Genomic DNA, 6,413 nt, shown 5'->3' with positions numbered 1-6,413 from the left:
CTCCCTGCTCGTTGAGCGAACGAAGTGAGTCGAAGCGCGCGCATACCTTTCGACTCACTCCGTTCGCTCAAGGAGCAGTAGGGGTGCGTTCGCTCAAGGAACAGTGTGGAGTGCGCTCACTTGAAGTGCAGGGAGGCGTCAGGGAGCAGTGGAAGATCAGTCGAGTTCGGCGACGACGGACGAGACGACGTCGCGCAACGATCCGGTACGGGCGAACACCTCGTGCTGGCGGTTGTAGCTGACCCCGCGGGCCACGATGTCGGCGACGGACGCCAGTTCGGCTGAGCACCCCAGGGACACGGCGACAGGCTCAAGTCGGACGAGCAACTCGGCGAGATCCTCGGTCACGAGCCGCTCCGCGCAGTCGGAGTCTTCGATGATGATTGCGTCTATGCCGTAGCGCGCCGCACGCCACTTGTTCTCCTGCACCAGCCACGGGGCCATCTGCGGAAGAGTCTCGCCTGCGGTGAGGCGGCGGTCGAGGTCGACGATCAAACAGTGGATCAGTGCGACCAGTCCCGCGAGTTCCTGCCGGTTCGACACGCCGTCGCACACGCGGACCTCGATGGTCCCCAGATGAGGGGACGGGCGGATGTCCCACCGGATCTCGTTCAGATGGTCGATGATCCCGGTGGTCATCTGGTCTGCGGCGAACGCCTCGAACTCAGCCCACTTCTCGAACTGGAACGGCAGTCCCGCGGTCGGGAGCTGCTGGAACATCATCGCGCGGTTACTTGCGTATCCCGTCTCGTGACCACCCCACATCGGCGACGACGCGGAGAGCGCCAAGAGATGCGGGTAGTACTTGAGCAGGGACGACAGGATGGGCAGCACCTTGTCGCGATGGCTGATCCCAACGTGCACATGGACGCCCCAGATCAGCATCTGTCGACCCCACCACTGCGTGCGAGAGATCAGTTCGGCGTACCGCGGTCCCTCCGTGAGCTGCTGCGCGGACCATTCCGCGAACGGGTGGGTACCCGCGCCGTACAGGTCGACGCCGATCTCGTCGGTGAGTCCACGGACCACGTCGAGCGTCGCGCCGAGATCGGCCATCGCCTCACCGGTGGTGTGGCAGATCCCGGTCACGAGCTCCACCGTGTTGCTGAGCAGTTCCTTGTGGATCTGTCCGGCCCGGTCGACGCCGCGTGCGGCGATCAACTCGAAGAGGTCGGGTGCGGCGTTCGTCAGATCGCGGGTGTCCCGATCGACGAGCGCGAGTTCCCATTCGACGCCGAGTGTCGGTTCTGGTGAACCGACGAACGGTATCTGTGTGATCGGGACCCCCACCGCCGCGACCTGCGATTCCTGCTAGACGCGGCCTGCGATGACACCGCACGCTTCGCGCTGGGTGCCGTCAGAGTCGCCGACCTTGTGGACGACGATCGCCTTGCCGCGGATGTCGTTGACCTTGAACGCGTCGGTCGACTTGCTGAGGGTTCCGGTGCCGTTCTTCAGAACCGTGATCGAGCCGAGGTCGCCGCTCTCCGGCTTGCCGGTGTGGCCGCCCACCTGGAGGTGGTCGCCCGCCGACGCGAACTTCGTGGAGGCTTCGCACTTGCCGACCGAGTGGATGTGGACGCCGTGCTCGCCTGCTTCCAGACCAGACAGGCGGATCTCGAAGGTGACGGCGTCGTCTTCGGTGGTGAAGGTCGCCGAACCGACGTTGTTGCCCGCGATGTTGACGATGGTGACCGTGGCCGCGTCGCTGTTGGACCGCTGGACGCCCGCGTTGACGTCGTCACCGGGCTGGACCTGGTCGCCGGTGATGACTGCCGGACGGGTGCCGGGGACGTCGGAGGGGTGCTCGTCCGGCGAGCAGCCCGCGAGGACGGCTCCTGCGGCACCGGCCGCAGCGACCACTGCCAGGACTCGGGTGGTCGAGATTCCGGTGAGGTTACGGGCGAACATGACGCTCCTTAGATCGCGTGATGGAGAGGGCTGAGGTCATTTGGACACGACCACGACGGCGAGTTCGCCGGGGCATTTGGTGAACGCTGCGGGACGCTCGGTGACGTCGGCGCCGCCCGGCACCGATTCGGCGACCTTCTTGGCCGCCGATTCCTTGCCTGCACCGTAGAAGATCGTGTTCTCACTGATGCTGGCGGTGGAGAGGTTCGCGGCCTCGCTGACCGTGAAGCCCGCTGCCTTCAGCGCATCCGACACCTCACCGGCGAGACCGGTCTGGGTGCCTGCGTTGAGGACGCACATCGTCCCGACGTCGGCGGCGTCCGTCACGGTGCTGGGCGCGGTGGACGTGGACGCCTTCTTCGGAGTCGAAGCCGAGGGCGTCTGGTCTGCAGACGCACTGGTTTGCGTGTCTGCGAGATCGGCTTTGCCGTCGTCGCCGCTCGTGGCCGCGCTGTGCCATCCGAGGCCGATGCAGACCACGGCGATCGCGAGCAAGAGCATGGCCCCCGCTCGGAGCGGAAGCCGGTTGGTTTCTCGGTCAGCTTTCATCACGGCAACTTTAGCTCACGACGTCGCGTAGTACGTCTAGGGCGTGTCTGGAGAATCTCCGACGAGCGTCCTCAGATCGAACGCGCCCTGCGTAAGGTTCCCCGATTCACCGTCAGATCGAGCGAAACCATCGTGTTCACCGAAGATCCGGGAACCTTACGCGAGGGATGTCGAGTCACGTCAGATGTCGAAGCCGAGACGACGGGCCGCACGCGCCTTCTGGCGCGACGCGCGCAGTCGGCGCAGACGCTTGACGAGCATCGGATCGGCGGCGAGCGCTTCCGGCCGATCGACCAGGGCGTTCAGGATCTGGTAGTAGCGGGTGGCGGACAGGCTGAAGAGTTCCTTGACCGCCTCTTCCTTCGATCCTGCGTACTTCCACCACTGGCGTTCGAACGCGAGGATGTCGTGTTCGCGTCGAGTCAGCCCGTCGGCTCCGACCTCGTGCGGGTCAGCAGGCAGACTGTTCTGCGCAGCGACGGCCGAGTCGTCGTCCTTGGGGGTTCGCGCGGTTGCGCCGTCCATCTCGCTCCCTTACCGAATGCCGTCAAAAAGCATGTCGCCGAGTGTCCACTGCCGAAAGTGCTTCCGCTCGCGCAAAGTCCCCGCCCGCCCGAGCCACCAGGCTCGAGGAGGAATCACACGCGTGTGGTTTCGCCGATGAGTCTAACCACTGACAACGCGTCACCTCACGACGACACGCACCGGCGACGACGACCGGTTACGCCGGTAAAGTGTTCAGCCATGGCAATTCTTCCGATCTGCATCGTCGGCGAACCGGTTCTGCACGCGCCGACGACTCCCGTCGAGCTCGACGACAAGGGCGTTCCGTCAGCGGAGATCATCACCCTGCTCGACGACATGTACGAGACCATGGACGCGGCGAACGGTGTCGGCCTCGCCGCCAATCAGGTGGGCCGTGACCTGCGCATGTTCGTCTACGACTGCCCCGACGGCGGCGTGCGACGCCGCGGCGAGGTGATCAACCCGGTGCTCGAGACGTCGGAGATCCCGGAGACGATGCCCGATCCCGACGACAACGACGAGGGCTGCCTGTCGGTTCCGGGCGAAGGGTTCCCGACCGGCCGCGCCGACTGGGCGAAGGTCGTGGGCACCGACCGCGCCGGTGAGCGCGTCGAGATCGAGGGCAACGGCTTCTTCGCGCGCATGCTGCAGCATGAGACCGGCCACCTCGACGGTTACCTGTACGTCGATGTGCTCGTCGGACGCAACGCGCGCGCCGCGAAGAAGGCGATCAAGCGCAACGGCTGGGGTGTGCCCGGGCTCACGTGGACCCCGGGCGAGGTCCGCGATCCGTTCGGCCACGACGACTGAGTCGTGAGCACTCCCGATCCGGTGGTCGGCGACCGTGTTGTCGTGCGCTACCGGCTCGCGCGCGACGCGCCCGCCGATTGGCGGAACGCTCCGAATCCGGCGCTGCCACACAGTCCGACGTTGTCGGACGTGACCGGTGTGCTCGTCGCCGCCGACGCCGACCGGTTTGTCGTTCGCCGCGACGACGTGGAGCACACGATCCCGCGCACGGCGATCACCGCGGTGCGGACCCTGTCGCGCAGGGTGGTCCGGAACTCGGAGATTCGCGACGTCGAGCGTGCGTTGTGCACTGCGGCGGGAGGCGACCACGCCGAGATCGACGGGTGGTTGCTGCACGCAGGTGGAGCCGGACTCCGCGGCGACCTGGCCGTTCCGGTCGGCTTCACCGCGTCGTCGGCCGCACTGCCGGACATCCGCTCCTGGTACGCCGACCGCGACCTGCATCCTCGCGCTCTTCTGCCTGATCGGCTGGTGCGAACCGGATCGATCCCCGTACTCGACGGCGGACTCGACGTCGAAGTGCTCGTCGCCGATGTGACGCCGACGGTCGACGCCGTCGAGTTCTCCCCCGGCCGATGGGCGACGACCCTCACCACCGACGATCGGACTGCACGAGACGCTGCTCGACGTGCTGGGCTGGCGCTCCACCACACAGGACGCATCCACGCTCTGTGATCGGCCTGCCGGACCGACTGGGTTGGCGCCGCCCGATGCGGCCGGAGCCGGGCGAGCCGCTACCGTGGACGGTGATGTCCTCCCCCACAGACGCCCCCGAACACTCACGTCGCCGCATGGCCGCGTCCGCCCTCGGCGTGCTGGTCCTCCTCGCCGTCGTAGCGCTGACCTGGTGGATCGACGGCCGGAGCTCCACCGACGAGGCGACTCCCGCATCGTCGTCCATGAGCATCGTCGACGGAAGCAAGACCAGTCCGGCCGACCGCTCGCGTACCGAGAGGCCGGGACCGTCGGACACCCCCGCACGCGTGCAGCAGACCCTGCAGTACGTCGATGCAGGCGACTGGCCCGCAGCGGCGAATGCTCCCGGCACGCACGGCGGCGACGTGTTCCGCAACAACGAGCGACGCCTGCCGTCGAAGACGTTGAAGGGCAAGCGGATCACCTATCGCGAGTGGGATGTGAATCCGAAGCAGCGTGGCCGTGGCCGCGACGCCGAACGCATCGTGACCGGCAGCGACGGCTCGGCGTATTACACGCTCGATCACTACGAGACGTTCACCAAGATCCGAGGCCCGTCCACATGAGCATCGACGAGTTCGTCCGCACCGGCGTCGTAGGCGTCGCGACAACTGTGCCGTCGCTCTACGGCACCGGCGTGATCGCTCGACGAGTGGACGCCACCGAGATGACCACTGTCGACGAGGTGCTCGATGCCTTCGCGTTGGCCTGGGACTTCCCGGATCACTTCGGCTTCAACCGAGACGCCCTCGATGATTGCATGCGCGATCTCCCGACCGATCTGCGCACCGCCGAAGGCACTGCCTCCACCGGTTACCTGACCGTTGTCGGCGACGCGGACGGCCTGTTGGGCGCCCAGACCGACTCCCTCGATTGGTTCGCCGAATCGGTCGAGTTCTGGCACGACCATCATCGTGCCCACGGACGGTCGTTCGCGATCCTGCTCGTCTCCGACGATCCCGGCACCGTCCGCGACAGGTGGTCCAGGACAGGGGTTTCCGTCGTGACCGTCACTGGGAGAGACTGAACGGCATGCGCCTGGCCACTTGGAATGTGAACTCGATCCGCGCCCGGTCGGAGGACGTCGTCGCGTGGATGACCAGGCACGCCGTGGACGTGCTCGCCATCCAGGAGACGAAGTGCTCCGATGATCAGTTCCCGGTGATGAGTTTCATCGCCCACGGCTACGACGTGGCGTTCCACGGCACCGGTGGATACAACGGCGTCGCCATCGCATCCCGCGTCGGTCTGCAGGATGTACATCTCGGATTCGACGGTCAGCCGGAGTACGACGGCGTCCGCGAGGCCCGCGCGATGTCGGCGATGTGCGGCGGTGTCCGCGTGTGGAGCCTGTACGTCCCCAATGGACGGGCGCCGGGCGACCCCCATCTCGCGTACAAGCTCGAATGGCTCGACACTCTCGCGGGAGTGATGCAACTGGAGCTGACTCACGACCCGGCGGCGCAGATCGCGCTCGCAGGCGACTGGAACGTGGCGCCGACGGACGATGACGTCTGGGACGTCGACTACTTCGCCGAACGCACGCACACGTCGGACGCCGAGCGTGCCGCCTTCCGCGCGTTCGTCGACGCCGGATACGCGGACAGCGCGGCGCCGTTCACGCCAGGCCCGGACACCTACACCTTCTGGGACTACACCGCGGGCAGGCACCAGAAGAACGAGGGCATGCGCATCGACTTCGCCCTGTGCTCTCCGGCATTGAACGATCGCGTGCACGACGCGTTCATCGACACTGCCGCCCGCGCCGCCAAGGGTGCGAGCGACCACGCACCCCTCGTCCTCGACCTCTCCTGACTGCCCCATTGAGCGGGCCCGCTCCCCATCAATTCCTTGAGCAGCTCACTCCCCACTGCTCCTTGAGCAGCTCATTCCTACTGCTCCTTGAGCGAGCGAAGCGAGTC

Annotated in this window: 9 protein-coding genes; 5 read left to right on the top strand and 4 right to left on the bottom strand. The window is 66.5% G+C overall.

The features are described 5' to 3' along the window. Positions 1-156: 156 nt before the first annotated feature. The 4 genes from GM1_RS21035 to napA all read right to left on the bottom strand — a co-directional run bounded on the left by GM1_RS21035 (position 157) and on the right by napA (position 2,985). A complete protein-coding gene (locus tag GM1_RS21035; RefSeq protein WP_008382270.1) occupies positions 157-1,290 on the bottom strand; it encodes a glutamate--cysteine ligase in 1,134 nt (377 codons plus the stop codon). Positions 1,291-1,311: 21 nt separating this feature from the next. Then, positions 1,312-1,911: a superoxide dismutase family protein gene (locus tag GM1_RS21030; RefSeq protein WP_008382268.1), complete on the bottom strand. Its 600-nt coding sequence runs from the start codon at positions 1,909-1,911 to the stop codon at positions 1,312-1,314. A 36-nt stretch (positions 1,912-1,947) separates the two neighbouring features. Further along, on the bottom strand, positions 1,948-2,460 hold the full coding sequence (locus tag GM1_RS21025) for a LytR C-terminal domain-containing protein (protein WP_040520945.1): 513 nt from the start codon (positions 2,458-2,460) through the stop codon (positions 1,948-1,950). A gap of 180 nt (positions 2,461-2,640) precedes the next feature. Further along, the gene (gene napA / locus GM1_RS21020; protein WP_008382266.1) at positions 2,641-2,985 is read right to left on the bottom strand and encodes a nucleoid-associated protein NapA; all 345 of its coding nucleotides are present in this window, start codon (positions 2,983-2,985) and stop codon (positions 2,641-2,643) included. A 219-nt stretch (positions 2,986-3,204) separates the two neighbouring features. Between napA and GM1_RS21015 the strand changes: the two genes are divergently transcribed. The 5 genes from GM1_RS21015 to GM1_RS20995 all read left to right on the top strand — a co-directional run bounded on the left by GM1_RS21015 (position 3,205) and on the right by GM1_RS20995 (position 6,306). Then, positions 3,205-3,795, top strand: coding sequence for a peptide deformylase (locus tag GM1_RS21015; protein WP_008382265.1), 591 nt, complete (start codon positions 3,205-3,207; stop codon positions 3,793-3,795). 3 nt (positions 3,796-3,798) lie between these two features. Continuing rightward, positions 3,799-4,470 carry a GNAT family N-acetyltransferase, cg3035/Rv0428c family gene (locus GM1_RS21010; RefSeq protein ID WP_008382264.1) on the top strand — a complete coding sequence of 224 codons (672 nt, stop codon included), beginning with the start codon at positions 3,799-3,801 and terminating at the stop codon, positions 4,468-4,470. Between the two features lie 74 nt (positions 4,471-4,544). Continuing rightward, positions 4,545-5,057, top strand: coding sequence for a guanyl-specific ribonuclease (locus GM1_RS21005; protein WP_040520947.1), 513 nt, complete (start codon positions 4,545-4,547; stop codon positions 5,055-5,057). Then, complete coding sequence (locus tag GM1_RS21000; RefSeq protein ID WP_008382262.1) at positions 5,054-5,518, top strand: barstar family protein; 465 nt, start codon at positions 5,054-5,056, stop codon at positions 5,516-5,518. Before GM1_RS21005 ends, GM1_RS21000 begins: the two co-directional genes overlap by 4 nt. Before the next feature lie 5 nt (positions 5,519-5,523). Next, positions 5,524-6,306, top strand: coding sequence for an exodeoxyribonuclease III (locus GM1_RS20995; protein ID WP_008382261.1), 783 nt, complete (start codon positions 5,524-5,526; stop codon positions 6,304-6,306). Positions 6,307-6,413: the final 107 nt, after the last annotated feature.

The sequence above is a fragment of the Gordonia malaquae NBRC 108250 genome (genome assembly GCF_000344135.1).
Taxonomy (GTDB): domain Bacteria; phylum Actinomycetota; class Actinomycetes; order Mycobacteriales; family Mycobacteriaceae; genus Gordonia; species Gordonia malaquae.
This window is presented reverse-complemented; position numbering and strand designations above follow the sequence as displayed.